The sequence below is a fragment of the Luteibacter sp. 9133 genome (assembly GCF_000800155.1).
Classification (GTDB): domain Bacteria; phylum Pseudomonadota; class Gammaproteobacteria; order Xanthomonadales; family Rhodanobacteraceae; genus Luteibacter; species Luteibacter mycovicinus.
Genome location: NZ_JUHO01000001.1, coordinates 2,344,211 through 2,371,044, shown reverse-complemented (window position 1 = coordinate 2,371,044; position 26,834 = coordinate 2,344,211). Strand labels below are relative to the sequence as shown.

General features: G+C 64.3%; 24 protein-coding genes. 14 read left to right on the top strand and 10 right to left on the bottom strand.

The genetic code is table 11. The annotated features are described in order from the left end of the window. Positions 1-15: 15 nt before the first annotated feature. A complete protein-coding gene (locus FA87_RS10205) occupies positions 16-435 on the bottom strand; it encodes a hypothetical protein (protein ID WP_043694337.1) in 420 nt (139 codons plus the stop codon). A 145-nt stretch (positions 436-580) separates the two neighbouring features. On the opposite strand from FA87_RS10205, the gene FA87_RS10200 reads away from it, so the two are divergent. The 4 genes from FA87_RS10200 (at position 581) to tehA (ending at position 3,972) form a co-directional block, all read left to right on the top strand. Continuing rightward, entirely contained in the window at positions 581-1,153 is a 573-nt protein-coding gene (locus FA87_RS10200; protein WP_043694334.1) for a hypothetical protein, read from the top strand. A gap of 308 nt (positions 1,154-1,461) precedes the next feature. Next, the gene (locus FA87_RS21155) at positions 1,462-1,986 is read left to right on the top strand and encodes a hypothetical protein (protein WP_239709054.1); all 525 of its coding nucleotides are present in this window, start codon (positions 1,462-1,464) and stop codon (positions 1,984-1,986) included. A 619-nt stretch (positions 1,987-2,605) separates the two neighbouring features. After that, complete coding sequence (locus tag FA87_RS10190; RefSeq protein WP_043694330.1) at positions 2,606-2,878, top strand: hypothetical protein; 273 nt, start codon at positions 2,606-2,608, stop codon at positions 2,876-2,878. A gap of 113 nt (positions 2,879-2,991) precedes the next feature. After that, positions 2,992-3,972 carry a dicarboxylate transporter/tellurite-resistance protein TehA gene (gene tehA, locus FA87_RS10185; RefSeq protein ID WP_043694328.1) on the top strand — a complete coding sequence of 327 codons (981 nt, stop codon included), beginning with the start codon at positions 2,992-2,994 and terminating at the stop codon, positions 3,970-3,972. An 82-nt stretch (positions 3,973-4,054) separates the two neighbouring features. On the opposite strand, the gene FA87_RS19910 is transcribed toward tehA, so the two are convergent. Further along, complete coding sequence (locus FA87_RS19910; protein WP_081996557.1) at positions 4,055-4,414, bottom strand: helix-turn-helix domain-containing protein; 360 nt, start codon at positions 4,412-4,414, stop codon at positions 4,055-4,057. A gap of 379 nt (positions 4,415-4,793) precedes the next feature. Between FA87_RS19910 and FA87_RS10175 the strand changes: the two genes are divergently transcribed. Beyond that, on the top strand, positions 4,794-6,788 hold the full coding sequence (locus FA87_RS10175; RefSeq protein WP_043694325.1) for an AAA family ATPase: 1,995 nt from the start codon (positions 4,794-4,796) through the stop codon (positions 6,786-6,788). Here FA87_RS10175 and FA87_RS10170 read toward each other — a convergent pair. Next, a complete protein-coding gene (locus tag FA87_RS10170; RefSeq protein WP_197062399.1) occupies positions 6,781-7,500 on the bottom strand; it encodes a helix-turn-helix domain-containing protein in 720 nt (239 codons plus the stop codon). The two genes, FA87_RS10175 and FA87_RS10170, sit on opposite strands and share 8 nt — an antisense overlap. A gap of 152 nt (positions 7,501-7,652) precedes the next feature. On the opposite strand from FA87_RS10170, the gene FA87_RS10165 reads away from it, so the two are divergent. From FA87_RS10165 to FA87_RS10155, 3 genes are all read left to right on the top strand, one after another. Then, positions 7,653-8,483, top strand: a complete 831-nt coding sequence (locus FA87_RS10165) for an NAD(P)-dependent oxidoreductase (protein ID WP_043694319.1) — start codon at positions 7,653-7,655, stop codon at positions 8,481-8,483. Between the two features lie 200 nt (positions 8,484-8,683). Next, complete coding sequence (locus FA87_RS19905) at positions 8,684-10,123, top strand: HWE histidine kinase domain-containing protein (RefSeq protein WP_052191285.1); 1,440 nt, start codon at positions 8,684-8,686, stop codon at positions 10,121-10,123. A 31-nt stretch (positions 10,124-10,154) separates the two neighbouring features. Further along, positions 10,155-10,538: a response regulator gene (locus FA87_RS10155; protein ID WP_239709161.1), complete on the top strand. Its 384-nt coding sequence runs from the start codon at positions 10,155-10,157 to the stop codon at positions 10,536-10,538. Between the two features lie 92 nt (positions 10,539-10,630). Here the strand turns inward: FA87_RS10155 and FA87_RS10150 are convergent, their stop codons facing one another. The 3 genes from FA87_RS10150 to FA87_RS10140 all read right to left on the bottom strand — a co-directional run bounded on the left by FA87_RS10150 (position 10,631) and on the right by FA87_RS10140 (position 12,840). Beyond that, complete coding sequence (locus FA87_RS10150) at positions 10,631-11,113, bottom strand: GNAT family N-acetyltransferase (RefSeq protein WP_043697861.1); 483 nt, start codon at positions 11,111-11,113, stop codon at positions 10,631-10,633. A gap of 33 nt (positions 11,114-11,146) precedes the next feature. Continuing rightward, positions 11,147-11,944 carry a thioesterase family protein gene (locus tag FA87_RS10145; protein WP_043694317.1) on the bottom strand — a complete coding sequence of 266 codons (798 nt, stop codon included), beginning with the start codon at positions 11,942-11,944 and terminating at the stop codon, positions 11,147-11,149. A gap of 98 nt (positions 11,945-12,042) precedes the next feature. Beyond that, complete coding sequence (locus tag FA87_RS10140; RefSeq protein WP_239709052.1) at positions 12,043-12,840, bottom strand: DUF72 domain-containing protein; 798 nt, start codon at positions 12,838-12,840, stop codon at positions 12,043-12,045. A 134-nt stretch (positions 12,841-12,974) separates the two neighbouring features. Between FA87_RS10140 and FA87_RS10135 the strand changes: the two genes are divergently transcribed. The 6 genes from FA87_RS10135 to FA87_RS10110 all read left to right on the top strand — a co-directional run bounded on the left by FA87_RS10135 (position 12,975) and on the right by FA87_RS10110 (position 23,229). Then, entirely contained in the window at positions 12,975-13,169 is a 195-nt protein-coding gene (locus tag FA87_RS10135; RefSeq protein ID WP_043694315.1) for a hypothetical protein, read from the top strand. Positions 13,170-13,295: 126 nt separating this feature from the next. Then, a complete protein-coding gene (locus FA87_RS10130; RefSeq protein WP_197062398.1) occupies positions 13,296-14,435 on the top strand; it encodes a hypothetical protein in 1,140 nt (379 codons plus the stop codon). Further along, on the top strand, positions 14,435-15,646 hold the full coding sequence (locus FA87_RS10125) for an efflux RND transporter periplasmic adaptor subunit (RefSeq protein ID WP_052191284.1): 1,212 nt from the start codon (positions 14,435-14,437) through the stop codon (positions 15,644-15,646). The genes FA87_RS10130 and FA87_RS10125 overlap by 1 nt, the downstream gene beginning before the upstream one ends. Further along, positions 15,643-18,732, top strand: coding sequence for an efflux RND transporter permease subunit (locus tag FA87_RS10120; protein ID WP_043694312.1), 3,090 nt, complete (start codon positions 15,643-15,645; stop codon positions 18,730-18,732). Before FA87_RS10125 ends, FA87_RS10120 begins: the two co-directional genes overlap by 4 nt. Before the next feature lie 10 nt (positions 18,733-18,742). Then, the gene (locus FA87_RS10115) at positions 18,743-21,859 is read left to right on the top strand and encodes an efflux RND transporter permease subunit (RefSeq protein WP_043694308.1); all 3,117 of its coding nucleotides are present in this window, start codon (positions 18,743-18,745) and stop codon (positions 21,857-21,859) included. Then, positions 21,856-23,229 carry an efflux transporter outer membrane subunit gene (locus FA87_RS10110; protein ID WP_052191283.1) on the top strand — a complete coding sequence of 458 codons (1,374 nt, stop codon included), beginning with the start codon at positions 21,856-21,858 and terminating at the stop codon, positions 23,227-23,229. Before FA87_RS10115 ends, FA87_RS10110 begins: the two co-directional genes overlap by 4 nt. On the opposite strand, the gene FA87_RS10105 is transcribed toward FA87_RS10110, so the two are convergent. The 4 genes from FA87_RS10105 to FA87_RS10090 are packed head-to-tail and all read right to left on the bottom strand — an operon-like array spanning position 23,226 to position 26,831. After that, positions 23,226-24,068: a hypothetical protein gene (locus FA87_RS10105; RefSeq protein WP_052191282.1), complete on the bottom strand. Its 843-nt coding sequence runs from the start codon at positions 24,066-24,068 to the stop codon at positions 23,226-23,228. The two genes, FA87_RS10110 and FA87_RS10105, sit on opposite strands and share 4 nt — an antisense overlap. After that, the gene (locus FA87_RS10100; protein WP_036112775.1) at positions 24,065-25,402 is read right to left on the bottom strand and encodes a lipopolysaccharide biosynthesis protein; all 1,338 of its coding nucleotides are present in this window, start codon (positions 25,400-25,402) and stop codon (positions 24,065-24,067) included. The genes FA87_RS10105 and FA87_RS10100 overlap by 4 nt, the downstream gene beginning before the upstream one ends. Continuing rightward, positions 25,399-26,583 carry an aminotransferase class I/II-fold pyridoxal phosphate-dependent enzyme gene (locus FA87_RS10095; protein WP_052191281.1) on the bottom strand — a complete coding sequence of 395 codons (1,185 nt, stop codon included), beginning with the start codon at positions 26,581-26,583 and terminating at the stop codon, positions 25,399-25,401. Before FA87_RS10095 ends, FA87_RS10100 begins: the two co-directional genes overlap by 4 nt. Beyond that, a complete protein-coding gene (locus FA87_RS10090; RefSeq protein ID WP_036112777.1) occupies positions 26,580-26,831 on the bottom strand; it encodes an acyl carrier protein in 252 nt (83 codons plus the stop codon). Before FA87_RS10090 ends, FA87_RS10095 begins: the two co-directional genes overlap by 4 nt. Positions 26,832-26,834: the final 3 nt, after the last annotated feature.

Here is a 26,834-nt window from a genome sequence, read left to right as displayed (position 1 = left end):
CTGTCAGCTATACAGTCATTGGATTTGGCCAGATCTGACTTCAGGCGCGCCGGCGGACCCGAAGGGATCTTTGATCAACGGTAGACACAACTCAGCATGAGTTCGGACCTGACTCCAAGCGGGATGGCCAAGCGCAGCCAGACATCCTTGTGCCGTCGTCATAATCTTGCCCTCGGGGTTGATGGCTTCGGGTGGCAATCCGGCCAGCGCGGTATGCAGTTCGTGCAGCCGCGATAGCGTCGATGCATCGAGTCGGCCTTTTTCGAGTGATATGACCGCCTCGATAAAATCGCTCCCGTCCTGCCTCATCTCCCAGGGCGCGTTGTATGCGCCCATCAGCCTGGACTGTTCCTCCGCTCCCGAGCTGAGTATTTCCAGGACACCATGCAGCTGAGACATGTAGTTCTGGTAGAGTTCGTCCGCATTTTCTTGCATGGTCTTCCAGTTGACTGTCGGGTCTCAGTGCCCTTGCTATCGTATATATCAGCTGACCCGTGACCTGTCATGAGTCAGACACGACGCCCGCCAAAAAACTGAAACGCACTTGCCATCTCACAACCGCACGCTTCCCCACTTGACGATGAGCTACCTATCCTACGAAACCTTCCGCACCGCATCCCTCGCGGTACTTCTGCTCGGTGCCCCTGTCGGCTCTTGCATCGCCGCGTCCTCCAATACGGAGCTTCGGCGCATCGAAGAAGCTGATCAAGCCGACCGCGCCGCCGGCTCAAACAAGATCGATTGGGACATCGTCGGCAAGCGCGACACGAGCCGGCGTACGCGAACGCTGGAGATTCTTAAGGCTGGGGACGTCCGCACAGCAGACGATTACCTGAATGCGGCAGTCGTCTTCCAGCATGGCGAAGCGATCGAAGACACGGAGCTCGCCCTGGCCCTTGCTACCACGGCAAGCCGGATCGATGCGAACAACAAGGACGCGAAGGTCCTGGTTGCGCAGGCGACGGACCGGATATTGGTCAAGCTCGGCAAGCCGCAGTGGTACGGAACTCAGTTCTCGAAAAATAAGTTGACGGGAAAGTGGGAAATGCCGCCGACGGATGCGGGTGTCATATCCGAGGCTCAGCGTGAGGCGATGGGCATCCCGTCCCTCGGTGACACGAAGGTGCATTTGGATGCGATGAACGCGAAATGATCTTTAGGATCATGGACGGATATGACGTCGTTTTTCGGCCACCTTGAGATATGCGGGCGCAGCGTTTGTAAATCGTGGCGTTCGTTCTGATGCACGGGCCGTAGTTGATCGTCTCGCGAACGGACCTGCAGATGCTCTGCTGGTCCGACCTTAGTCCTGAGCGCGTCACACGTCATCCAGCGATCCTTGTCTGATTTGAGGGCAGACAATCCCCACGCGACGCGGCGAAGACCTGCCGTTGACCCCTGCTAACGTTTGCGCAAAGGTAACACATATGTTACCTTTGCGGTGCTGCTAAAGGACTCAGCATGATTCGCGTTGATGAGTATCTGGCCGATAACGGCAGGAACTACTATCAGGAATGGTTTAACGGGTTGGCCACGCCGGCGGCCGCGAAGGCTGCGACCGCTATCGCCCGAATGGCGGCTGGCAATACGTCCGGATACCCCTCGCGATCTCGTGCCACACGGATCGAAGGAATGACGAAGGAAATAAGCATGGCACTCACGGTGGACTATCGCGAAACCATTGCAAATCGCATCAGGACGGATGCGGGGTTTGCGCGTGCACTTCTGGACGAAGCGGCAACTCTCTTGCTTAATGGCGAGGCGGAGGCCGCCCGACTTCTGATGCGTGACCTTACCCATGGGCTGCTGGGATTTGAAGATTTGGCTCGTGCGACGGGTACGCCGTCCAAATCGCTGCATCGCATGCTTTCCAGTGACGGAAATCCCACGATGAATGCGCTCTCCGGTATTTTCGCTCAGCTGGTGAAAGCCGCCATCCATGCCCGCGCTGTCGTGCATGTCACCGCAGAAGCGGAACCTGCCTAGCCGCCATGGTTATGGCGTCGTTGACGACTCGACGAGGGATGACCCCGAGAATATGCCTCTTTGCCGCGCTTGTTGCTCATCAAGCAGCTTCATCTCCGCCAGCTGACGAAAATTCCCCTACAGACAACCGCAAGTTGATTTGCTACGGTTTGTCCCGTTGCCTGCGTCGATGCTCTCGAAGCCTCGCAGGCAACCATCGCTCAAAGCGGTGAGAAGCGCGGGCCAAGGGTGGTGAGACACCCTCGACCCGCTGACCAATCCAACTAATAGAGAGTTGAAATGGCTACCCCCGATCATACGGTACTCGCTCGCCCGCCGGATCCCCCCGGCGACAACCCCACCGGTCACCGGGACGTCTGCCGACCTCGCAGACACGGTTGAAGAACCGCGGCAGCGGCCGTTTAACTGAGTTTGTTCTCAGCCGTACCACCCGGCGCGTACTCCGCCGGGCCGCAGAAACGCGCTGACGCCGCCACACACTTCGTCAATCACGCCGCCCCGGCGCCTGGTCACAGGCCGCCGATGAACCCGCGAATCCGTTTGATCCGCGGCACGCCTTGCTTACGCCCGGCGTGCCGCACCTCGATGCGCGGGGTGGATTGCTACCAAGGAGAGTCTCATGAACACGTCCCAGCGCCAGTCGATGGACGATGGCCTCAGTTACCACGCGGACCCCGGAGCCACGCCGCATGACCTCATGAACGAAGCAACGGAGTGGCTGCAATATGCGCGCGGGCTGAATGGCTTGCTAGCCGACCTGATCCACGAGTCGGACGCGATGGATTGCCAGCGCGTCGCGCTGGGGATGGAAGCGATCGGCGCATTGATACGCATGGGCATCCATTGCATGGCGCAGGCACACGTACGGATGTGCTGGGGGCAAGCGGACTGATCGCCTTTCGCGGCGAACCCATCGGAGCGGACTGTCATTACGTTCAATTTGGGAGCGTTCTTCCTAGACGTCACGGCACGCGACCCGGATGCTGAGCAAAAAGGAGCCTGTTCATGTCATCCCGCGCAACCGTTCCGGCATCGTTCTTCGGTATCGTCCTCGGCCTCGTAGGGCTAGGAGGGAACTGGCGAGTGGCCGCGTCTCTCTGGGGACTGCCGGCGATCGTAGGTGAAGCGGTGATGTTGCTTGCGCTCGTCGTGTGGGGAACGCTCATCGTGGCCTACGCGTATAAATGGTGCTTCGACCGTGCGGCGGCTGCCGAGGAAGCGCGGCATCCGGTGCAATGCTGTTTTATCGGCCTCGCGCCTTCGTCGACCGTGCTGATGGCGCTGGTGATTCACCCGTACGCCTACCACGCTGCCGTCGGCGCACTGGTTGTCGGCGGGGTGGGGCAGGTGACGTTCTGGCTCTGGCGATTCGGGGCCATGCTGCAGGGCGAACGCGACGTCGTCACGACGACACCCATTATCTATCTGCCGTCCGTGGCCGGAAACTTCATCATCGCGATGGGATGCGGTGTCCTCGGGTTTTCTTCGTGGGGGATCCTGTTCGCCGGCGGGCCCCTGTTGAGCTGGTTCGCGCTGGAATCCATCATCATTTTCCGACTCTTCCATGCGAGCGCACTTGCCGTGCCTCTGCGCCCCACGCTCGGCATTCAGCTCGCGCCTCCCGTCGTCGCCGTGGCCGCCTGGCTTGCCAACACGAAGGGTCCTCCCGATCTCGTCCTGCAGGCGATCTGGGGATATGGTCTGTTGCAGGCGCTTCTATTGATCCGGCTGCTACCGTGGATTTTGAAGCAGGCTTTCGCACCGGCTTACTGGGCCTTCAGCTTCGGCGTCACCGCACTCTCCGGCGATGCGCTTCAGATGTCAGCGCGTGGACTCACGGGCGCTGTCGCCGACATGGCGCCGGTGTTGTTCGTCATCACCAACGCGGTCATGGCTGTCCTGATGGTGGGAACCGTGGTTCGGCTCGCACAGAACAAACTGATTCCGCGACCCGCACCGGTCGCGCCATTCGGACGTGCACCCTGATATGAGCTACCTGCCTGAAGCAATACGGTGGAAACGTCAGCGAGATGTCCGTTGATCGTCGCTATCGACAGGCATCGCGTTCCTACGCTTTGGGGCGGACACGCTTTTTCGCCAGGGCAGGCGAGGCGGTTGGCTTCATCTCGAAGAAACGAGCTTGCGCGTCGAGATCAGGGTAGTGAGGCGCGTCGAGCATCTTAATGACGTCGGAGCCATGTCCCAGTGCGAGTAACAGCCGCAGGAGATTCTCCGAAGAGACGGGGGACCCTTTCTCCGCAGCTTTGATCGTGCTTTCGGAAACGCCAGCGCGCCTGGCGAGATCGGCCTGTCGCCACGCGAACGCCATCCGCTGCCGCCGAATCCGGTTTCCGACCTCGCGTGGGAAGTCTTCCGGGGAGGGCGCGGGAGGCCGCTTATTGGAAAGCAATTCCGCCAGTGATTTCATGTACTTATGATAGGTTGGCTGCTAAGAGGTTTCAATCAGCCCCTTAATAAGGGGTGTTATCAAACCTCTTAGACGAAATCTATGGCAAATAAAAACCCGCGGAGGGGACCGCGGGTTTGAGAAACATCCGTCATTGCAAAAGGCAGCAGGGGAACTGCCCGGATATGCTGGGACCGGTGCCTCTCGGCAACCTTGGGAATAAATATACTTCGCAGTACATGAATCGTACGTGAGCCAGCGCAAGCTCCCCGGCAACCTTTTCTCGAATCCGTAAAAGCCTTGCGCCCCAAGGCCTGAGCCCAGCCAAATCCGCTGCGCGCTCCCTGGGCGTATCGCCTAGAATGACCTGATTATCGATAAATGAGGAGCACGACGCCCCATGGAATCTGGGACTCTCCGTCGCATCGACACCTGGTACCTCCCCGTCACCGAATTCGCCGCCTCGGCCTTCATCACCCACGGCGCGGTCCCGGAGGCATCGATCGAGCGCGCGGCGCTGCTGGCCATGATGCTGGCGACGCAGCGCCCGCTGGGTCGCGGGGACCTCTATCGCCTGGTGGACGAGGCGCGCGAACTCTTCGATGGCCAGCCGCTGGCGGACGGCGAGCGCGATCTCCTGGCGCAGCGTGTCGTCCTCGCGGACATGGGATTTGGTGAGGTCGCAGGCTTGCTTGGCGATCAGGGCGTCGCTTTCGCCGATGTCGAGGTCATGGCGGCCGAGGCGTGGCTCGGCGAGGACGGCGAGTTCTCGCACGGGTTTCAGGCGGCCTGTCGTGAAACCTTCATGGAGGTGAGCGTTCGACTCGAAGAAGACCTCGGGGCGGACGACGAGGACGGCGACGTCGAACGACCGATGGCGGGCGATCAGGTCGTCGAAGTGGTCCGTCCCACGTTCCACCTTCGTGGAACGACGGATCAGGTCCGCGCGGTAAGGGCCATCGCGGCATCCTCGAGCGAGCATTACGCGATCACCGCATTTGCCGGAACCGGCAAGACGCACCTCATGTTCGCCCTCGCGACCAGCGGTCGTCGTTTCACGCACCTCGCGCCGACCCATGCGCACCAGCACGCCTTCAACGAGCGCGTAGGGACTCGTGCGGTCTCCAGCGTGGTGCTTCGCACGCTCGCCAATGACATGGCCACCGCGCACGTCCAGGGCAACAGCATTCGCTGGGTGCGCGCGCCGACGGTGCGCGAAGCCAGTATGCCGCTCGAAGCACGGTTGCAGGCCGCAGGCATCGTGTCGATTGCCGGCGATAGTCCGGCCAGGGTGCTTGCGGCGGTCGATCGCATCATCAACCGGTGGTGCTACTCGGATGCGCCTCAGATCGGCCCGGAGCACGTGCGCTTCAACGACGGCCTCTCGGTGGACGAGCGCGCGGCCTACGTGGCGATGGCACGCCGCGTGTGGGAGCTGATGCTGCAACCGCTCGGGAGCAAGACCGAGCGTCCGTTCACCGTTCGCGCGTATCACCTGTTCAAATGGCTCGACGTCGAGGGCGCCTCGTTGCCACCGATGGGCACGCTGCTCATCGACGAGGCCCACGATCTGCCCGCGCCGCTGCTCGCCCTCATTCGTCGCTACCCCGATGGTTGCGTGACCATGGGCGATCCCTATCAGAAGTTGAGCGGGGTCATGGCCAACTACGGGTCGGGCAAGGCGTTGACGCTGACCCGGTCGGTACGCGCCGGTGGTCAGGCGGTCGGACTCATCCGGTCGGTGCTCGACATGCACAGTACGGAGCTGGTCGTCGAGTCGCTCGAGGGTTCGCGCGAGCACTACACGCGACGGTATTTCTATCAGTCGACCGACACGCTGCCACTCGCAGGGCTTCGCGTCTATGGCAGCGTGTGGTCCATTCTGGAGGACGCACTAAGGCTGAAGAGCCAGGGCGTGCCGTTCCGGTTGTTGCCCGCCACGGAGAGCGACCTGGCACGTGCCACCGAAGATGCGATCGGCATGCGACGTGGGGACCACGTGACACGGTATTACGGCAACCGGGAGTACACGTCCTGGAGCGCACTGGCAGGGCACCTGGAGAGGATCGGTTACAGCAGGGTCGTGCTGCTGTTCGAACGGGATTTCGGCAGCACGGACATGCAGTCGCTGCTCGGCGCCCAGAAGGACGCGGAGGCGGAAGGACTCACCCTGGGCCTGCTGGAGCATTGCAAGAGCCTGGAGTTCAGCCAGGTGACCTTGTGGCCGTGTTGCTTCGACACGCTGTCGGGAGCGCTCGAGCGACGTCGCGCCGACGAGCGCGTGCGCGCGGTCTATCTCGCGATGAGCCGTGCGACGGACGAACTGTGGTTGCCAGGCGATGCGCTCGACATGCTTGCCGACAGGGTGTCGCGGGGACGCGGCCAGTTCACCTGAACGCGATCAGCCTGCGCTGGTCGCAAACCTCCGCCAGGAACTTCTGCGGGGTGGTACCGGCGATGACGTGGAAGTCCGCGATGAGATGGGCCTGGTCGTAATAGCCCGCATCCACCGCGACGCTCGACCAGTTCGATCCGCCGTTGTTCAGCGCGCTGCTTACGGCGCGTTCGAACCGTTTCAGCCGGGCGAACGTCTTGGGATTGAGGCCCGTCACCTCCTGAAAGACGCGACGCAGATGACGATCGCTGATTCCCAGTTGCGTTGAGACATCGCCGACGTTGGCGTGTTCCAGCAGTCCGGCTGCACGGCGCACAAAGCCATGCCTGGCATCCATCGGCGTCGACGCGACACGCAGGGCGATCGCATCTTCCAGCACGGAGGCAGCGGTGGCGGAATCACGGGTATCGGCCAGCTTTCCGATCAGATCCTCCGCAGCGCTTCTGCTCCAGATCTCCTCGATCGGAATCGTCCGCCCCACCAGCGCGCTCGCCGGCACGCCGAACACGGCCTGGTGAGTCTCATAAGGAACACGGACAAAGGCGGCGCGGTGACCGCGGTAAATCCGCTTTCGATGAACGCGCTGACGTGCACCGAGCGCATGAACGTCCAGTCCGCCGGGAATTGACGGGCCGTAGCGAGCGACCAGATACATATTGGCGCTTGGGCTTGCGACGAGGTCGAGGTGAGTCGCGGATGCCGGGAAGGGCATGCTCAGCGGGTCGTGATAACGGTGCATCTCTGTGCGCATGGGGTCAGTCTGAAGACAAACCGGACGGCTAACAAGCCTTGTCCGGTTTATCCAATTCTCCGGAAATCCCGCGAGTACGCTGACCGTCCATTCTTTCGGAAAGGCGGTGTCGTATGAAGGTCCTGGTTACCGGAGCGACGGGTAAGGTGGGTTCACGTCTCGTGAAGCGCCTGATCGAGCATGGCGAGCAGGTGAGGGCGTTGGTGCGCGACGAGAAGCGTGCCCATGAGATGCTGGGCGACCAGGTGGAACTGGTCCAGGGCGATCTGCTCGAGCCTGATTCCGTGCCTGAGGCGGTGGAGGGCGTGGACGCGGTGGTTCATTGCGCCGCGTTTTTTCGTGGCGCGACCGATGAACAGGCGCACGCGACGAACGACCTGGGAACGCGGCATCTGGCGGAGGCGAGCAAGAACGCCTCGGTAGGGCGCTTCGTTTTCACGAGTACGGGCCTGGTGTACGGCCCCAAGGGTGGAGCGCAGACCGGCGAAGAGGATAGCTGTGCGCCGGTAGATGCGTACCCGGTGAGCAAGCTTGCCGCCGAGAAGATGCTGTTGTCGATGGACGGGCTGGATGTCCGGGTGCTTCGTCTTCCCTTCGTTTATGGCGCGGGTGATCCGCACATCAACGAGGTCCTGCCGTTCATGCGTAAGTTCCCCGCCGACATGCGGATGTCGCTCGGGCATCATGACGACATCGCTCAGGCGGTCGTTCGCATGCTTCATGCGAAAACGCCGAAGCACCGTATCTACAACGTCGTCGACGACGAAGATCCCGATCTGGCGACGTTGTTCAAGGCGGTCGGCGAGCTGCCTCCGGATGGTTCGGACGCTGAGCGAGCCAGGATCTTCAATGTGCGCATGGACGGTCGCCGCATTCGCGAAGATCTGGGTTTCTCACCGGTCTTTCCGCGTCTGCGGGATGCTGTGGAGGCGGGGGCTCTCTAGGCCGCGGGACGGCCCAAAAGTCTTCCACCAAGCCACAATGCTCACGATGGCCGGTTACGGGGTGTCCGCGGAGACATGGTTTCGGACATGTCGGACAGCATGGGCGCGGGCTCCGCGCGGGAAGAGGATGACAAAGTCGGGATCCGGTCTCATCGCAGCCCGTTGACGCGGCTTTGTCGCCCCGTCCCCGACCATGCCCCATGCCCGCCGATTCCCTCACATACACCCGCTCCCTTCGAGTCAACGAACTGCGCCGCAGCGGCCTGCTGGACCGGCCGGGGAGCGCCCAGTTCGGGCACCTCACCGAACTTGTCCGGAACGTTCTGAGCGTTCCCGTCGCCATCGTGTCCATCGTCGACGAAACCCGCCAGGTGTTCGCTGGTCACTCCGGCCTGCCCGAGCCGTGGGCGTCGATGGGCGAAACCCCGATCACTCATTCGTTCTGCCAGTACGTCGTCGAGCGGGGTGAAGTGTTCGACGTACCGGATGCGCGCGCCGAGCCGCTGGTAAAGAACAACCTCGCCATTCCCGATCTCGGCGTAGAGGCGTACCTTGGCGTGCCGATCCACTCGCTCGACGGTTCGCTGATTGGCGCCCTGGCCGCGATCGATACGAAGCCGCGAGCATGGACGGCGCACGATCGCAGCGTGCTCGAGATGATCGCGATCATCGTCGACAAGGAAATCCGCGTCGGTTCGTCGGAGCGAAAATTCCGTACGCTTTTCGGGGAGATGCGGGAGGGCTTCTACGTCGGTCAGCTCCTGCGATCGCCCGATGGCGCCGCCGTCGACTTCCGTTTCGAAGAGGTCAATCCATCTTTTGGAAGACTCACCGGTCTCGACCCGGCGGCGGCGACCGGGGCGATGCTGGGCGATGTCGCGCCGCTGGCCATCGATGAATTGCTTCCGGTGTTCGAGGGCGTACTCAAGGATCGCTCGGCGGTCGTGCATGTCGGTCGTTCGACGCTGGTCGACGGCCGCTGGTTCGAGAGCCGTCTGACGCCGCTCGACGGCGACCGGCTGATCGGCTTCTTTACTGACGTCACCGAGCGTCGCAGAAACGAAGAACTGCAGGATGTGCTCAACCATGAGATGAGCCATCGTCTGAAGAATACGCTCATGATGGTTCAGGCGCTGGCCGTGCAGACCTTGCGCGGCGTGACCGAGCGGGACGCCGTGGATGCACTGGAAAAGCGCATTCACGCACTCAGTTCGGCGCACGACATTCTCTTCCGGGAGAACTGGCACGGCGCGCCCGTGCTAGCCATCGCGCAGTCGTCCTTCGGGCGTTTCTGCCTGGAAAGCCGTGTGGATTTCATCGGCACGGCGTTCGAACTCGGACCGAAAGCCACGCTTTCCCTGTCGCTCCTGCTTCATGAGCTGACGACCAACGCGGTGAAGTACGGCGCTCTTTCGAATGCCGAGGGAAGGATACGACTCAGTTGGTCAACCGACAGCGAACAGTTCTATCTGAAGTGGCAGGAAGTGGGTGGGCCGCTTGTGAGCGAGCCCGAACGCAAGGGCTTCGGCTCCCGTCTGATCAGGATGGGCATGGGGTCGGGCGATGTTCGTGAGGAGTACCACCCTAAGGGGTTCGTACTGACGCTCTCCGCACCGCTTTCGCATCTACAGCAGGTATGACCCGATGGGCCAGGCATCTCCCTTGAAACCCGTGGTTCTCATCGTCGAAGACGAACCGTTGCTGCGCCTCATGGCGGAAGAGCTGATCGAGGACGGTGGCTTTGACGTCGTCTCCGTGCCGGATGCCGCGTCGGCCGTGCGGATTCTGGAAACCCGGCTCGACATCCGCATCGTGTTTACCGACATCGATATGCCCGGTGGCATGGACGGCATTCGCCTTGCCGCGATGATCCGCGACCGCTGGCCGCCGATCGAGATCGTGGTTACGTCCAGTCATGTCAGTATCGCGAACCACGAGATGCCAGCGCGCGGAGTCTTCCTTTCCAAGCCGTATGACGCGCAGCAACTCGTGGGCCTGCTTCGGAGCATGGCGGAGCGGAGGCCGGATGTGCCGGATCCTGCGCGCCCGAGGTGAGCTGAGCTGAGGTGCATCGACCTGACTCATCTGTTTGGCCGCGGAAGCGCGCCCGGCAACGCCCTGAACGCGAACAGTGACCTCGCCATCGCTTACAGATCGCGTCGGTAGAAGCGCGTGTCCACCGCCATTCGGGGAAACATGGCCGGTAGCCTCTCTGGATCTACCACTGTAAACCCGTGTTTCTCATAGAAACGATGTGCGGCAAGAAAGCGGGCGGTGGTGCCGAGGTAGAGCGATCCAAATCCACGCTTCCTCGCGGTTTGCTCCAGGACGTCCAGCAGCCCTGCGGCCACGGACGGCCTGATCCCACGCCAGTCGCGATGGACGAACATCTTTCGAAGCGCGCCGATCCCGCCGCCGATGTCCTTCAGCGCGATGGTCCCCACGATCCGGCCACGCTGTCGGGCGACCCAGAAGTCACCCTGGCCGGTGCGATAGTAGCCGTCGATGTCGGCCAGATCCGGTTGATCGTCCCGGGTGATCGGGAGGCCGAATTCCTCCCTTTGTATGGACACGATGAGATCGGCGATGGCGTCGGTATCGGCGTGGGTCGCCGGGTCGAACGTGAGCATGCTATCTCCGTAGCGAATGGCCAGCATAGCGCTCTAGACGGCCGCCTTCGGGCGGACGGTCAACGACTGACTGATGACAGCGATGGGACCGCGCTCGTCGTATACCGTGCTGTGCGTCACACCGAGCCCTGCCGGTCCGAACGACGCGTGGCTTGCCAGCCCCAGCCAGCCGCTCTCGGGAGAGCGCAGGATGTGCGCGGTCAGATCCACGTTGGGAAACGCCACGTCACCGGGCAGCCGCCTCGGGCAAAGGCCATTCGCGACGTCGACGACACCGAGCATCCTTGCGAGAGGGCTGGTGGCGGCATCGGCGATCAGCGGAAACCCCGGTCGCACCCAGCTGGTCGCCTGACCGGTATCGACCTTGATCTGACGCGTTTCCACACTTCGTACGAAGCCGCCCGGCCACAGGGATGAGAAGTCCCACGGCGGGGTGTCCGCCAACGGAGGCATAGACGGGAATCCGTCCCCTGCGATCGTCGACGTGTCGGATGTCGCCAGCAGCCATGCGCGCAGCGTGATCGCGATGCGTCCCTGACAGGTGAGGGTGGCCTCGACGAGCTCGATGGTGCGGCCCGGGCGGATCACCTCGACCGATATATCGAACGCGTCCATGGGAAGCACGCCATGGATGTCGTAGGTCGCACGGCTGATGGCCAGAACGTCGGTCCGACGCGACGCGTGATGCGTTTCGATTTCGCGGGCGAGCAGACCCATGACCGGCGCGATGTGCTGCTCGTCGGGATTCCAGCCCCCGCCGACGTGGTCGGTGGGACGGTAGCGCCCGGGTGCGATCGGAATGAAGTAGGCGTCGGCAACGGGCGTGCTCATCAAAGCTTTTTTCTGCGCAGGGAAACGGCGAGGTTAGCCGAACTGGCCGATCGACCTCAACGCGCTCGACAACGCAGGTATGTCAACGAGTTTCAGCATCAATCCGGCTGCTCGGCATCGAGCATGGCCTTCAGCGTCAGGGCATTGGGAACGGCCTCTCCGCGTGCCGTGTTGTCAAAAATGCACCACGCGTCGCGTCCGTCGCCGGCTGACAGCCGCATCCTCGTGGCGACGCTGTCGATGAACGTGCGGTCGTAAGCGGAATAGTAAATCTCGGGGGCGCCGTGCAACCGAATGTAAAGAAGCTCGGGGTGAAGCATTGGGTCGACACCGGCGACGGGCGAGGGATGGGCCCGGACAATCGATATGTCCGCTTCTCGTAACAACGCATCCGCCTTCGCCGTAAACCAGGAAGCGTGTCGCGGTTCGCACACGACGGGGGTGGACGTGACCGTTCGCAAAACGCGAAAAAACGCTCTGGCCGTTTTTGAATCCAGCGCGAGGCTCGGGGGAAGCTGGATCAGGATGCAGCCGAGCTTGTCCTTCAGTCCCGACACCTCACGCAGAAAGGCGACGAGCGGGGCCTCACAGTTCCGCAGGCGAAGCTCGTGGGTGATCGTTCGAGGCATCTTTACGCTGAAGCGAAAGCCTTCAGGAACGCTTTCCCCCCAGCGAAGGTAGGTCTTCTCCTGGTGCGACCGATAGAAGGACGAGTTGATCTCGACGCAGGAAAACACCCGCGCATAGCGCTCCAGATGAGTGCCCTCGGTGCCGAACGACGAGGCGACCTTCGACGCAAGCGACCAGCCCGCGCAGCCCACTCGCAGGCCGGGCGATTCGGAAGCGTGAATGGTTCGGTTCATGCGGGCAGTCTTGGTCAGACGGCGTGAACGCACGGTGGCCTGACCGGACAACGTCGCATGAGGTCTTCACCGGGCCTCCTGACTCAGTCACGCAATGAACACCGCCGACACGCTCTTTCGTCACGGAGGTGGGGCAACGATTCGTTCTTCTGAGAGGAGAGAACACCATGAGCGACCGCGACAGCGTGCAGCATTCCTCCATCGGCGTCGGTGGGTCCAACAATCCAGCGGCCAACCCCGGCCAGGGCAAGCCGGCGAACGAGCCCTCGGACCAGGTCGGTCAGACCCGGCCGGACGATGTGGCGACCGACGGCGCGGATCAGAAGGGACAGCGGGATCCGGGCAAGAGCGGTCAGCGATAGGGCAGGGAGGCACGCTTTTGAATTACTAGCCTCGCGGGTATATCAAATTGGGATTCGCAAGATTAAAATCATGTTTCGCCGATATGGCAAACACATGTCTTAATCCGCTTTTCAGGGATCCCAGAATTGAGCAACTCCGCCTCGCTGCGCATCGTTCCCCTTGATAGCAAGGCCGATCTGGACCGGTTTATCAAGGTACCGGGCGCGATCCTGGGATCCGATCCCGCATGGATCGCGCCTTTATTTCTTGAACGAAAACTCCACCTCGGTGCAAAAACCAACCCATGGTTCGAGCATGCCCGCTGGAAGGGCTGGATCGCCTATCGCGGTGATCGCCCGGTTGGCAGGATCAGTGCCCAGATAGATTCCCTGCACCTGCAGCGCCACGCCGACGGTGCGGGCTTCTTCGGCATGCTCGACGCCGAGGACAACCCGGAGACCTTCGCCGCGTTGCTCCGGACGGCGGAAGACTGGCTCCGCGGCGAGGGTATCGAACGCATACGCGGGCCGCTCAGTCTGTCGATCAACGACGAGGTGGGCCTTCTCATCGACGGCTTCGATACGTCGCCCTATTTCATGATGGGGCATACGCGGCCGTATTACGGCTCGCACATCGAGCAGGCAGGCTACGCCAAAGCCAAGGACATGTTGGCCTATGTCGTCGCGCCGGACTTTCCCGAGCCTAAAGTGATGAACCGTTTGCTCGGCAAGTCGAAGCAGCGCATACGCGTGCGCCCGCTCGACCGCAGCCGTTTCGATGAAGAACTGGCCACGCTGCGCGATATCTTCAACGATGCCTGGGCCGATAACTGGGGCTTCGTGCCGTTCACCGAAGCCGAATTCAAAGATCTCGGTCACACCCTGAAGGTCTTGATCGCCTCGGAGCTGATCCAGATCGCCGAGGTGGACGGCGAACCGGCCGCGTTCATCGTCGCCTTGCCCAACGTCAACGAAGTGATCAGGGACTTCGACGGCAAGCTGCTGCCGTTCAACTGGGTCAAGTTGCTGTGGCGGCTCAAGAAGCGCTTCCCGAAGTCGTCGCGCGTGCCGCTCATGGGCGTGCGTCGCAGCTTCCATAACACGCCGCTCGGTCCCGGACTGGCATTTCTGGTGATCGATGCCGTCCGGCATCATCTGGTGGCGCGTGGCGTCGAGGAGGTCGAATTGTCCTGGATCCTCGAAGACAACGCCGGCATGCGCAACATCATCGAAGCGATCGGCGGTCGTGACTACAAGCGCTATCGCGTCTACGAAAGGCAGCTCTGATGGCGAAGCAATCCTCGCGTGGAACCGTGGCGGTCGTCGGCATCGTCGCGGTCGCCGCGATCGTATGGTGGGTCGGACACGGCAAAAAAGACGGTGCCTCGGTAGCCGATCAGGCGGTGCCGGTCGTCACGGCCACCGTCCGGCAAGGCGGATTCGTCGTCTATCGCGTGCAGCCGGGAACGGTCACCCCGTTCAACAGCGTGCTGGTGCGGAGCCAGGTGGATGGAGTGCTCACGCGCGTCGCCTTCAGCGGCGGGCAGCAGGTCAGGAAGGGCGATCTGCTGGCCGAGATCGATCCGCGAGCCTCGCAGGCACAGCTCCAGCTCGCGACCGGCGATCTGGGCCGCAGTCAGGCGCAGCTGGCCAATGCGGAAGAAACGCTCAAGCACTATGAGGCGCTCCTCGCGCAGGATTCCATCTCGCGTCAGCGGGTCGCCGATCAGCGCTCGCTGGTACGGCAGTACGCCGCCGAGGTGAAATCCGAGCAGGGCCGTATCGGCAGCGCCAACCTCCAGGTGTCCAACGCGCGGATCGTCTCGCCGATCTCGGGAATGGTGGGCCTGCGGCGCGTCGACCCGGGCAATCTGGTGGGCCCGTCGGATGCTCGTGGCATCGTCATCGTCACGCAGTCGCAGCCCAGCAAGGTCCTCTTCTCCGTACCGGTCAACGTGGTTCCGCGCGTACTCGCGCGCCTGAACGGCGGTGCCTGTATCCCGGTCGATGCTTACGGCGACGGCCCTGACGACAAGCTGGGTACCGGCCATCTTCTCGCGGCGAACAATCAGGTGGACCCCACGACCGGCACGGTGAAGTTCGAAGCCGAGTTCGCCAATGCCGACGGCGCGCTGCTGCCGAACCAGTTCGTGACCGCGAAGCTCCCCGTCGATGTGTTGCCGCAGGCGATCCTGGTGCCATCCGCAGCGATCCAGCAGGGCGCGCAGGGGCCCTTCGTCTACGCGATCAAGGACGACAAGACCGCTGCCGTCGTGCCGGTCAAACTGGGTGCTCAGGACGCTTCCACCACCGTCATCGCCTCCGGTATCGCAGCGGGGGCGAAGGTCGTCGTCGAAGGCGCGGACCGGCTGCGCGCCGGAACGAAAGTGCGGGCCACGGCGGCAGCCGAGCCTGCGCCGTCCCCCGCGGCGGACACGCCTTCCTGTCATCGCGACGAGGCGAGCGCCTCAGCGCGGACGTCGACCGCGCGCTCGTGAACCCGTCCCGTCCGTTTATCCTCCGGCCGGTCGCGACCGCGCTGCTCGCCGTCGCGATCCTGCTGGTCGGCCTGTTCGGGTATCGCTTTCTGCCGCTCTCGGCGCTGCCGGAAGTGGACTTCCCGACCATCGAGGTCGTCACCGCGTATCCGGGGGCCGGACCGCAGGTGGTGGGGGCGACCATCACGGCGCCGCTCGAACGGCAGTTCGGCCAGATGCCAGGGCTGAGCCAGATGTCGTCGACGAGTTCGGCGGGCGCCTCGACGATCACCCTGCGCTTCAATCTCGATCTGCCGCTCGACGTGGCGGAGCAGGAAGTACAGGCTTCGATCAACGCGGTATTACCGTCACTGCCTGCCGATATCTCGCAGCCGCCGATCTACCGCAAGGTCAATCCGGCCGATGCGCCGGTGATGACGCTGGCGCTGACGTCCCCGACGTTGCCGCTCCGGACGCTGCGCGAACTGGCGGATACCCGCCTCGTGCCCAAGTTGTCTCAGGTGACCGGCGTCGGCCTGGTCAGCCTCGGAGGAGGCCAGCAACCGGCCATTTTGGTACAGGCCGATCCGGCGAAACTGCGCTCGCGTGGCATGACGCTGGAGGACCTGCGCGGTTCGATTCGCGAGGCCAATTCGAACGTGGCCAAGGGCACGCTGGACGGCGCGGTGCGTTCGTCCAACATCGCCATCGCGGATCCGCTGGACAGCGCGGAAGCCTTCGCGAATCTGACCGTGGGCCATCGCGAAGGCGCGGTGGTTCGCCTGCGCGATGTGGCGAGCGTGAGCGATGGTGCGGAAAACGCACGTCTTGCCGCGTGGTCGGGCGAGCAGCCCGCCATCATCCTGCAGATCCGCAGGCAGCCGGGCGCCAATGTGGTCGAGGTCGTGGATCGCGTCCGGCAGGTGCTGCCGCAACTGCAGGCGACACTGCCCGCGGCCGCCGATGTCACGACACTGGCCGATCGCACGGAGTCGGTGCGTGCCGCCGTGCACGACGTACAGATGGAGCTGGTATTCGCCGTGGTCCTGGTGGTCCTGGTGATCTTCCTGTTCCTCGGCGGTGGCGCCGCGACGCTTATCCCCGGTGTGGTCGTGCCGCTGTCGCTGATCGGCACGTTCGCGGTCATGTACCTGGCCGGCTTCTCGATCAACAACCTGACGCTGATGGCACTGATCGTGGCGACGGGTTTCATGGTGGACGATGCGATCGTCATGATCGAGAACATCGCACGCTATGTCGAAGCGGGCGAAGAGCCATTCGCCGCCGCGCTGAAGGGCTCGCGCCAGATCGCATTCACCGTGGTCTCGCTGACCTTGTCGCTGCTGGCGGTTCTGATCCCGCTGTTGTTCATGGGCGGGGTGGTGGGGCGCCTTTTCCGCGAGTTCGCGGTCACCCTCGCGGTCGCCATTCTGATCTCCGGCGTGGTGTCGCTGACACTGACACCGATGATGTGCGCACGGATGCTCCGGCGCACGCCCGTGCGCGAGGGCAAAGCGTGGCATGCCCGCGTACTCGCGCGTTACGAGGCCGGTCTGAGCTGGGTCCTGGCACGGCAGACCGCGACACTCGTCACGGTCGGCGCGATGGCGATACTTGCGGTCGCGCTGTATCTCGTCGTGCCGCGAGGTCTGTTTCCCGCCCAGGACAGCGGCGACATCCAGGGCGTCACCGTCGCGCCGGCGACCGTATCGTTCGCCGCCATGAGCCAGCGGCAGCAGGCGTTGACGCATGCGATCCTGCGCGATCCGGCCGTGGCCAGCGTCGCGTCGTTCGTCGGTGTGGGTGACGGTGCGCCATCCCTCAACAGCGGGCGACTGCTCATCCACCTCAAGCCGCTGTCGCACCGCGACCGCGCGCCCGCGGTCATGAAGCGACTCGCGGACGCGGCGTCCGGCGTCGCCGGCATTACGCTCTACATGCAGCCGGTGCCCGACCTGACGATCGACGACCGCCTCAGTCCGGGTCAGTACCAGTTCTCGGTCGAAAACGCGGACTCCACCCAGCTTGCGGCCTGGCTGCCGCGGGTGCTGGAGCCCTTGCGGAACGACCGGCACCTGGCCCATGCCACCAGCGATCAGCAGGTCGACGGTCTCGAGGCTTACGTCCATGTCGATCACGAGCTCGCCAGCCGCTACGGGATCACGTCGGCGGCCGTGGGCGACGCGCTGTATAACAGTTTCGGCCAGCGTCAGGTCGGCACCTTGCTCACCCTCGCCAGCCAGAGTCGCGTCATCCTCGAGGCCTTGCCCGCCGCGGGCAGTACGGCGAGCGCTATGGAGGGTGTCTATCTCTCCGGCCAGGGCGGGGCAGGCGACGCCGGTGCCGACCCTGCGGATCCGGCGGCGTCGCTGATTCCCCTCGCATCCATCGCGAAGGTGACGGAGCGCACCGCGCCGCTGGTGGTCACCCGAATCGACCAGTTGCCCGCGGCTACGGTGTCGTTCAATCTCGCTTCGGGCGTGTCGCTGGACGGTGCGATGGAAGCCGTGGATTCGGCGTGGCATCGACTGAAACCGCCGGCCGGCATGCAGATGCGCTGGCAGGGCGCCGCGCAGGCGTTCGAAGCATCGCGCGGCGGACAGCCGTGGTTGCTGCTGGCCACGCTGCTCAGTGTCTACATCGTGCTCGGCGTACTTTACGAGAGCTACATCCACCCGTTGACGATTCTTTCGACGCTTCCCTCAGCCGGCATCGGTGCCCTGTTGGCACTCATCATCGGCGGCTTCGAGCTCGACGTGATCTCGCTGATCGGCGTGATCCTGCTGATCGGCATCGTGCAGAAGAACGCGATCATGCTGATCGACTTCGCGATCGATGCGCAGCGCGAGCAGGGCTTTCTCCCGCGCGACGCCATCGTGCAGGCGTGTCTCCTTCGTTTCCGTCCGATCATCATGACCACGCTGGCCGCGATGCTGGGCGCGTTGCCGCTGATGCTGGGCGGCGGTATGGGCGCGGAACTGCGTCACCCCCTGGGGGTGGGCATCTTCTGGGGGCTGTTGGTCAGCCAGTTGCTTACGCTGTTCACCACGCCGGTGATCTACCTGGCGTTCGAGCGTGTGCTGCAGCGGAGCGGGCGTCGCTCGTGAGTGAGACGGCATGAATCTGTCGCGTCTCTTCATCGACCGGCCGGTAGCGACCTCGCTGCTCTGCCTCGGGCTGGTGGTCGCAGGGGCGCTTGCCTGGCGGTTGCTGCCGATCGCGTCGCTGCCGGAGGTGAACGTGCCGACCATCAAGGTGTCGGCCGAATTGCCCGGTGCCAGTCCGGCGACGATGGTCTCGGCCGTGGCGACGCCGCTCGAGCGCGCGCTCGGGCGCATCGCCGGGCTCACCGAAATGACCTCCGTCAGTACGACGGGAGGCACCGATGTGCGACTCACCTTCGACCTGTCACGCAACGTCGTCGGGGCGTCGCGCGACGTACAGGCGGCGATCAATGCCGCGCGTGCGGATCTGCCGTCCGATATGCCCGCCGCACCGAGCTATCGCGAGGTCAGTTCCGCCGACGCGCCCGTGCTCGTGCTCGGCCTCACCTCCCGGCATGCGACGCCGAGTCAGATGTATGGCGTCGCGTCGACCACCTTCAGCCAGACGCTGGCGCAGGTGGATGGGGTGGGCGAGGTCGAACTGGTCGGAAGTTCCGTTCCCGCCGTGCGTGTGGCCCTGAATCCGCAGGCGATGAACCAGCGGGGTGTCGGCTTCGAGCAGGTGCGCCACGCGGTGTCGGCTGCCGTGTCGAATGCCGCCGGCGGCGCGATCGAGACCGGTGACCGTTACCTGCAGGTCGCCACCAACGGTCAGTTCGACAAGGTCAGCGCGTTTCGCTCGGTCGTCGTGGCGGGACGCGATGGTACGGCCGTGCCGCTAGGTGACATCGCCCGCATCATCGAGACCGAGCGCGACCCGCATCAGGCGGCGCTCGCCAATGGCGAGCCGGCCGTGCTGGCCCTGGTCCGCCACAAGCCCGGCTCCAACACCATCGATGTCATCGACGGGGTGATAAAACGGCTGCCCGCGCTCCAGGCTTCGCTGCCTGGCGACATGAAGGTAAGCGTCATCGTCGATCGCGCCACGTCCGTCCGCGGCTCGCTGCGCGCGGCCGAACATACCCTCGCGCTGGCCGTCGTGCTGGTGGTCCTGGTCATGCTGGTCTTCCTGCGCGACCTGCGCGCGGCCCTGATCGCCAGCGCCGTGGCGCCGATCTCGCTGCTCGGTGCGATGACCGCGATGTACCTGCTGGGGTACAGCCTCGACATCCTCTCGCTGATGGCACTCACCATCGCGGTGGGCTTTACCGTGGACGACGCGGTCGTCGTCGTCGAAAACATCGCGCGCCATATTGAAGACGGGGTACCGCCGCGCGAGGCGGCGCGTGTGGGTGCCGGTGAGGTCGGTCTCACGGTGGTGAGTATGAGCGCGGTCCTCATCGCGGTATTCATTCCCTTGTTGCTGATGGGCGGCTACGTCGGTCTGTTCGTGCGCGAATTCTCCGTCACGCTCGCCGTCGTGATCGCGATCTCGCTGGTGGTTTCGCTTACTGTCGTACCCATGCTGTGCGCGTTGTGGTTGCAACCGGCAGACGCCCGTCGCGCACCAGGGCGGATGCTGCGCTGGAGCGAACGTGCGTTCAGTCGCCTGCAAGCCGCTTACGACGACAGCCTGGTCTGGGCGCTCCGCCGCGCGCCGCTGACCATGCTCTCCCTGCTGGCCGTGCTTTGCCTGAGCGTTTTCCTCTACATCACCGTGCCGAAGGGGTTTTTTCCACGGCAGGATACCGGTGAGCTCACCGGCGATTTCGACACCGACGCGGATGCCTCCTTTCCGGTGGCGCGCGCCAAGCTGGCGAGCTATCTCGAGGTGGTGCGTGCGGATCCGGCCATAGCGAGTGTCGCGGGTTATGTCGAACACGATTCGGGATCGCTGTTCGCCACGCTGAAGCCGCTTTCGCAGCGCGACGCGACGGCGGACGAAGTGGCCGCGCGTATCAATGCCAGGCTGGCCAGGCTTTCGGGCGGCACGTTTACCGTGACGTCGGTGCAGAACATCCGCACGGGTGGACGTCGCAGCCGCGCTTCCAACGAATACACAATCCAGGCCGACTCGTCGGCGCTGCTGGCGACATGGGTGCCGCGTATCGCGGAGGCCATGGCAAGGTTGCCGGAGCTGTCCAACGTGCACGGCAGCGGGAGCGGGACGGACGTCGCGACGGCGCTGCACGTCGACCGGGATGCCGCGGCGCAGTTCGGTGTCAGCTACGCACGGGTGGACGGCGTGCTGCGTGACGCGTTCGCCGGCCGCCGGGTCACGACGATGTTTTCTCCGTCGAGCCAGACGCCGGTGCTGATGGGGATCGCGCCCGAGCACGCCACGTCTACCGACGTGTTCAACCACATCGAGGTTCCCGCTTCGAACGGTGCCAGCGTACCGTTGCCCGTGCTCGCCCATGTGCGTCAGTACGACATGCCACTGACGATCGCGCATTTCGCTCAGTCCGTGGCGACGACGATTTCGTTCGACAGGGCGCCTGGCGTCTCCCTCTCTCAGGCAACGCTCGCTATCAGGAAGGCCGTGGATGGGATGGCCGTACCGACGTCTGTCCGCGGCAGCCTGCAAGGGTCGGCGGGTGCGGCTCGTCAGGTGGCGGACAGCGAGCCGGCCCTCATTCTTGGCGCGTTCCTCACCCTGTTCATCGTGCTGGGTATTCTCTACGAGAGCTGCGTGCACCCGCTGACGATTCTTTCGACGTTGCCGTCGGCTGCCGTGGGTGCCGTCTTTGCGCTGATGCTCTTCCGGACCGACCTGGACGTCATCGCACTGGTCGGGATCTTCGCGCTGATCGGTATCGTGATGAAGAATGCGATCATGATGGTGGACTTCGCCCTGGCCGCGCAGCGCGGGTCGGCGCTGACGCCAGCGGAAGCCATCCAGCTGGCATGCCGGCTGCGCTTTCGCCCCATCCTGATGACGTCTCTCGCCGTCATGGTCGCCGCGGTGCCGCTGGCGGTCGCACGCGGCGACGGTGCCGAGATGCACCGGCCGCTCGGCATCGCGATGGGCGGCGGCCTCGTGGTCAGTCAGCTCTTGACCCTTTACACGACTCCGGTTGTGTACCTTTACCTCGATCGATTCAGCAAGTGGGCAGGCAGATGGATGCAGAAACTCGGCAGGCGCGACGACGCGGGTTGGTCAACCGGCCGCGAGGATCCGCTGCCGTGAGTGTGCGCATGCCTCCCCGTGCATGGCGCGTCGCCCTCGTCACCCTGGGTGTGACCTTCATCGGCGCCTGCGCTCCGGTGGGACCGGACTATGTGCGCCCTTCCGCGCCGGTACCCGCCGCTTACAAGGAAGCGGGCGCGCATGCGTCGTCGGGTGCGCAAGCCGCCATTTCAGCGAGGTGGTGGGAGATTTACGGTGACCCCGCGCTCGATGCGCTGGTGTCGCAAGTCGCGGTGAGCAACCAGTCGCTGGCCGCAGCGGCGGCGCGCGTACGCGAGGCGCAGGCGCTGGTGCAGGTCGCCAGTGGTGCCTCGGTACCGGCGGTCAGTGCGGGAACGCTGAAATCCGGCCGCAAGAACGAGAACGACTTTGGCCTGGGCGTCAGCTGGGAGCTGGATCTGTGGGGACGGATCCGCCGTGACGTCGAAGCCCATCGGGCAGCCGCCGACGCCAGCGCCGACGATCTGGCCGCCGCAACCCTTTCGATGCAGGCGCAGCTGGTGCAAAGCTACTTCGCGCTGCGTCAGGACGATGCGCTCATCGTACTGCTCCAGCAGAGCGCCGAGGCCAGCGATCAGTGGCATCGCATGGTGGGCAACCAGTACGCCCAGGGACAGGCTTCGAGCGCGAACGTCGCCGAGGCGCTGATGCGGGCGAGCACGGCGCAGATGCAACTGGCGGATACCAGGAGCGCGCGGGCCCAGCTCGAGCACGCGATCGCGGTGATGCTCGGCAAGGCGCCGGCGGACTTTGCGATCGCCCCTGCGGCGTTCGATGTGCAGGTGCCGGCGATTCCCGCGGGCGTACCTGCCACGTTGCTCGAACGTCGGCCTGACGTCGCCGCCAGCGAGCGTCGTATGGCGGCGGCCAGCGCGCGCATCGGCGTGGCCAGGGCGGAAGCGTTGCCGACGATCAACCTCGCGGCCGGCATCGGCATCCTCCGCGGTCCCACGGGGACGGCCGATGTGCGCGCACCGTTATTCACGGGTGGCCGGCTGCAGGCGCAGGCCGTCAATGCCAGCGAGGCCTATAATGAGGCTGTCGCCAACTACCGCCAGACGGTGCTCGATGCCTTCCGCGAGGTGGAAGACGGCCTCGTAATCACCAGCACGCTGTCCGGGACGGCGGCGCTGCAGGACAGGGCCGCCGCGGCGGCCACCGAGTCCGACCGGGTCACGCGAAACCAGTACAGGGAAGGTGTCGCTGACTATTCCGCCGTCGTGGAGGCGGCGAATGCTTCCCTCGACGCGGGCCGTGGGGAACTCCAGCTCCGCGTTCGCCGGCTGGACGCCAGCGTCAACCTGATCATGGCACTGGGCGGCGGGTGGTCTTCTCCGTCGCCGCCCGTCCCTGAGCACCGGTCACCTTAAACGGGGTAGCGGGCGATCAGCGTTTCGAGGCGTGAACGAATCTCGTTGGCCAGCGGAGCCGGCGTGCGGTAATGACGTCGGCCGGAGAGGGCCTCGGCCACCATTTCGTCATGGCGCGAACCCATCAGGCCATTGATGGCCGCGAGAAATCTCGACATGCGCAAGGCATGCTCGTCGGGACCGAGCGAGCGCAGGGTGTCGTAGTAGGACACCTGCATGCTGACGATCTTGCGCACGGTGTGGAACTCGTGGCCCGCGAAGTGCGTGCGTGACACCGCTCTGGCCAGACGCCGCATTTCGGCCTGCTGCAATGCGATCAGCCCGGCTTCGGTATCGATGCGCGTGCGTTCCATGGTCCGCCGCACCATCGTCCAGACGGGCCTGGACAACAGCACGCGTAGCCTCAGCCCGTGACGGACGATGCCGCCGCGCCTGCCGCTGCGGAATGCGTCCTGCAAGTGGCCGAGCACGCGTGTCGTCAGGTCGAAAAGATAGCTGGAGGTGTGGCTTTCGCTGTACAGACGCTGCGCAAAACGGAGATGTTTGTATCGCGCGCGGATGTGCTTGAACTGCAGGCGCTCGTCCGCGCTCAGGCCCTCGTTGCGGAGCAGCTTTCCGACGAGTCCCAGGAGTTCATTCCGCCGCACGCCTTCTTCCCAGAACTGCAGGCACAGCGCGTAGGAGTCGCGCATCGTGCCCTCGGGGCAGCTCAGAACGATGGGGTCGGGCAGGGCGACATGCGCATCGACGATATCGTCGACATCGACGGCGTCGAACAGACGTCGGAGCGCTTCGGCCGGAAAGTTCGGCCATGCGGGGTCACGGCGGCGGCGGATCATGTCTGCGCTTCCTCGGGCTTGTAGAACGAAAGCGTGTGTCGCTTGCGATACGCGCCGATCGTCGGAATCAGCGAGAAGAAGGCCTCCAGGCACTGTCCGCCGAAGTAGGCGATGGCGGCGCCCATGATGCCGAGATAATGCGACAGTCCGACCAGCAACAGGGCGTAAAGAAGAGCGGCCAGCGCCTGGGCGACCAGCGCGGCACGCTGACGGCTGGCGATGTACAGCAGCGATTCGAGCGGGAAGCCGGCCATCGAGACCACCAGGGCGGCGGACATGACCTGGAGCAGGTTGTACGACTCGAGGTACTGCGCTCCGAAAACCGTCGAGATCAGCGGCTTGCCGACGACGATGACCAGTAAGGCGACCAGAACACCGACGCCGCCGGCCAGCATGGCCGAGCGCAGCCCAAGCTTCCACGGACGTGTGCTGGCCGGATCCATTCGCATGATTTCCGGATAGAAGCTTTTCTGCATCAGCGACGCCGGTGTGCCGGCGGCGTCGAAGAAGGTCAGCGCGACCTTGAACAAGCCGGCTGCGGTCGGTCCCAGGATGATGCCGACGAGCACGTTGGTACCGGCGTTGCGGGCGGACCAGATCGAGTGCGCGATGTTGGTCGTCCAGACGAAATCCCAGGCGCCCTTGATACGGCGCGCGGGACCGAACAGGCCCGGGCGCAGCGCATGATCGATCCGCTGGCGGCGAAGTTCGCGGACGGCGAAAAGCCACAGCACGCCGTCTCCGACCAGGCTCGAGACATACCAGGTGGCGATGAAGCCCGGAAATCCGAGATGGCCAAAGTACGCGATGACACTGCCAGCCGCGCGCAGCAGCGGGGTAATGGCTTGCTGAACAGCGATCAGGTCGAAGCGGTCGATCGAACGCAGGATGCCCGTCGGTGTCGCCGCGGTCATCGTCGGAATCAGGGTGCAATAGGCCAGTGCCCACCAGAAGTCCGCGGGCGAGATGCCGACGGCGTGGCCGAGCAGGGGGAGCAGCACCATGCCGCCGACCAGGGCGACCGCGCCGCTCGCCAGATCCAGTCCGAAGGATAGTCCCGTGACATCGCGAAAGCGCGCCACGTCCTGATGGGCCAGCGCGGGGGTGCCGAACTGCACGACGAATTGCCAGGTCTGGAACTTGACGAAATCACTGACACTCTTCGCGTAGGCCTGAACGACCACCAGCGTGCCGAACAGCTCCGGCGTCATGCCACGTCCCGCGCACGCGAGCGACAGCAATCCCAGCAACGCGCTGGCGACGTTGCTGGAAGCCAGATAGGACGCGTTGCGCACGATGGCGCGGAAAGCGCCATCGGAGAACCAGTGCTTCATGCTTTGGCGCCAGTCCAGCTGGCGAACGCGGCACAGATGGCGTCGATCTGCCCGGGTGTGTGAGCGGCGCTGACGCTGCAGCGGAGCAGCGATTCGCCCCCGGGCGTGGCCGGCGGGACCATGAGGTTGACGTAGACACCGTGTTTGAGCAGGTGGTCCCAGAAGCGCAGCGCCTCGAGCTTGTCGCCGACAAGGACGGCGACGACGGCGTTCGCCGGAGCGCCGAGCCGGAAGCCAAGCGCGCCCAGGCCCGCGTGCAGACGCTCCGCATTGTTCTGCAGGCGCAGTCGCAGGTCGTCGGCGGCCGCGAGCGTGCGCAGCGCCTGCCGGGTGGCGGCGATGGTCGCGGGCGGCAGTGACGCGGTGAAAACGTAAGGACGGCTCGCGTAGCGCAGCACGTCCAGGTCCGGCGAGTCGCTGACGCAGAAGCCGCCGGTGTTTCCGAGGCTCTTGCTGAAGGTGCCGACGACGTAGTCGACGTCGGCGAGCACACCCTGCTCATCGGCCAGGCCGCGCCCCTTGCTGCCGAGCACGCCCATGGAGTGGGCTTCGTCCACCATCAGCGTGGCACCGAACTCCTGCTTCACGCGGGCGAAATCGCCCAACGGCGCGCGGTCGCCGAGCATGCTGTAGACGCCTTCGACGACGATCAGAGCGTTGGCCGCGTCGTCGCCAAGACGGCGCATGCGCTTGGCCAGATCGGCGGCGTCGTTGTGACGAAAACGAATGACGTTGGCGCCGCTCAGCCGGCAGCCATCGTAGATGCTGGCGTGGCTGTCGGCGTCGATCATGACGACGTCGCCGGTGCCCACCAGAGCTGAGATCATGCCGAGGTTGGCCTGGTAGCCGGTGGAGAAGACGATGGCGTCGCGTTTGCCGTAGAACGCCGCCAGATCCACTTCCAGCTCGCGATGTCCCGCGTAGCTGCCGTTGGCCATGCGCGAGCCCGTCGTGCCCGTGCCGGCCGCCTCGAGCGCGTCGCGCGCCGCGGCGATCGTGCCGGGATCGAACGTCAGGCCGAGGTAGTTGTTCGTGCCCGCCAGGATCGTGCGGCGGCCGTGGATCAGGCCTTCCGTGGGCGAAAGGATGCGGTCGATCTGCACGCCGAACGGATCGATCCCCAGGGTGGCGAGCTCCTGCCGGACGGCTTGTACCGCCTGAAGCCTGGGATTCTCTCTCATGCGTTTGCGCTCAGCGTCGTTTCGATCTGCGCCGCGAGGTCGCCGACGGTCTTGATTTCGGCGAGCGCGTTGATGGGGATCGAGATGTCGAATTCGTCTTCAACCGCCAGCACGAGGTCCATGACCCGCAGTGAATCGAGGGCCAGTTCGCCGGTGAGCTCCGTGTTCTCGCCGATATCCGCGACGCGCCCCTCGGCGAGTGGCTCGAGGATGTCGACAAGCTTTGCAACGATGTCTTGATGGTTCATCAG

What these genes read in the sequence shown, in the direction of transcription:
- FA87_RS10105 (WP_052191282.1), bottom strand. Translation starts at nt 24,068, where the DNA reads ATGATCCGCCGCCGCCGTGACCCCGCATGGCCGAACTTTCCGGCCGAA.
- FA87_RS10200 (WP_043694334.1), top strand. Translation starts at nt 581, where the DNA reads ATGAGCTACCTATCCTACGAAACCTTCCGCACCGCATCCCTCGCGGTA.
- FA87_RS10170 (WP_197062399.1), bottom strand. Translation starts at nt 7,500, where the DNA reads ATGCCCTTCCCGGCATCCGCGACTCACCTCGACCTCGTCGCAAGCCCA.
- FA87_RS10135 (WP_043694315.1), top strand. Translation starts at nt 12,975, where the DNA reads ATGAGCGACCGCGACAGCGTGCAGCATTCCTCCATCGGCGTCGGTGGG.
- FA87_RS10205 (WP_043694337.1), bottom strand. Translation starts at nt 435, where the DNA reads ATGCAAGAAAATGCGGACGAACTCTACCAGAACTACATGTCTCAGCTG.
- FA87_RS19910 (WP_081996557.1), bottom strand. Translation starts at nt 4,414, where the DNA reads ATGAAATCACTGGCGGAATTGCTTTCCAATAAGCGGCCTCCCGCGCCC.
- tehA (WP_043694328.1), top strand. Translation starts at nt 2,992, where the DNA reads ATGTCATCCCGCGCAACCGTTCCGGCATCGTTCTTCGGTATCGTCCTC.
- FA87_RS10125 (WP_052191284.1), top strand. Translation starts at nt 14,435, where the DNA reads ATGGCGAAGCAATCCTCGCGTGGAACCGTGGCGGTCGTCGGCATCGTC.
- FA87_RS10090 (WP_036112777.1), bottom strand. Translation starts at nt 26,831, where the DNA reads ATGAACCATCAAGACATCGTTGCAAAGCTTGTCGACATCCTCGAGCCA.
- FA87_RS19905 (WP_052191285.1), top strand. Translation starts at nt 8,684, where the DNA reads ATGCCCGCCGATTCCCTCACATACACCCGCTCCCTTCGAGTCAACGAA.
- FA87_RS10095 (WP_052191281.1), bottom strand. Translation starts at nt 26,583, where the DNA reads ATGAGAGAGAATCCCAGGCTTCAGGCGGTACAAGCCGTCCGGCAGGAG.
- FA87_RS10145 (WP_043694317.1), bottom strand. Translation starts at nt 11,944, where the DNA reads ATGAGCACGCCCGTTGCCGACGCCTACTTCATTCCGATCGCACCCGGG.
- FA87_RS10175 (WP_043694325.1), top strand. Translation starts at nt 4,794, where the DNA reads ATGGAATCTGGGACTCTCCGTCGCATCGACACCTGGTACCTCCCCGTC.
- FA87_RS10190 (WP_043694330.1), top strand. Translation starts at nt 2,606, where the DNA reads ATGAACACGTCCCAGCGCCAGTCGATGGACGATGGCCTCAGTTACCAC.
- FA87_RS10115 (WP_043694308.1), top strand. Translation starts at nt 18,743, where the DNA reads ATGAATCTGTCGCGTCTCTTCATCGACCGGCCGGTAGCGACCTCGCTG.
- FA87_RS10150 (WP_043697861.1), bottom strand. Translation starts at nt 11,113, where the DNA reads ATGCTCACGTTCGACCCGGCGACCCACGCCGATACCGACGCCATCGCC.
- FA87_RS21155 (WP_239709054.1), top strand. Translation starts at nt 1,462, where the DNA reads ATGATTCGCGTTGATGAGTATCTGGCCGATAACGGCAGGAACTACTAT.
- FA87_RS10100 (WP_036112775.1), bottom strand. Translation starts at nt 25,402, where the DNA reads ATGAAGCACTGGTTCTCCGATGGCGCTTTCCGCGCCATCGTGCGCAAC.
- FA87_RS10165 (WP_043694319.1), top strand. Translation starts at nt 7,653, where the DNA reads ATGAAGGTCCTGGTTACCGGAGCGACGGGTAAGGTGGGTTCACGTCTC.